The following is a 219-nucleotide window of genomic DNA, read 5'->3' on the forward strand; positions in this document are numbered from 1 at the left end:
GGCGGGCGAAGCCGATATTTCGGGCGATTATCCGCAAAGCCGCCATGATTGGCTCAGGCAGCAGCGCCCCGGCGCGGTGCGCACCGGCGATTATCTGGGCAGCTATTATTTCACGATGAACACGCGCAAGCCGCCCTTCGACGACGCGCGCGTCCGCCGCGCGCTCGGCATGGCGGTGGACCGAGAATGGCTGGCGCGCGCGCTGCTGCCGATGGGTAA

1 protein-coding gene is annotated in these 219 nt (G+C 67.1%); it reads left to right on the top strand.

What is annotated here, in order from left to right:
* Positions 1-219, top strand: a 219-nt coding sequence (locus tag AX735_RS04680) for an ABC transporter substrate-binding protein (RefSeq protein ID WP_231750024.1), incomplete at both ends; no start/stop codon positions are given.

The organism is Blastomonas sp. CCH1-A6 (genome assembly GCF_001556365.1).
GTDB classification, from domain to species: Bacteria; Pseudomonadota; Alphaproteobacteria; order Sphingomonadales; family Sphingomonadaceae; genus Blastomonas; species Blastomonas ursincola.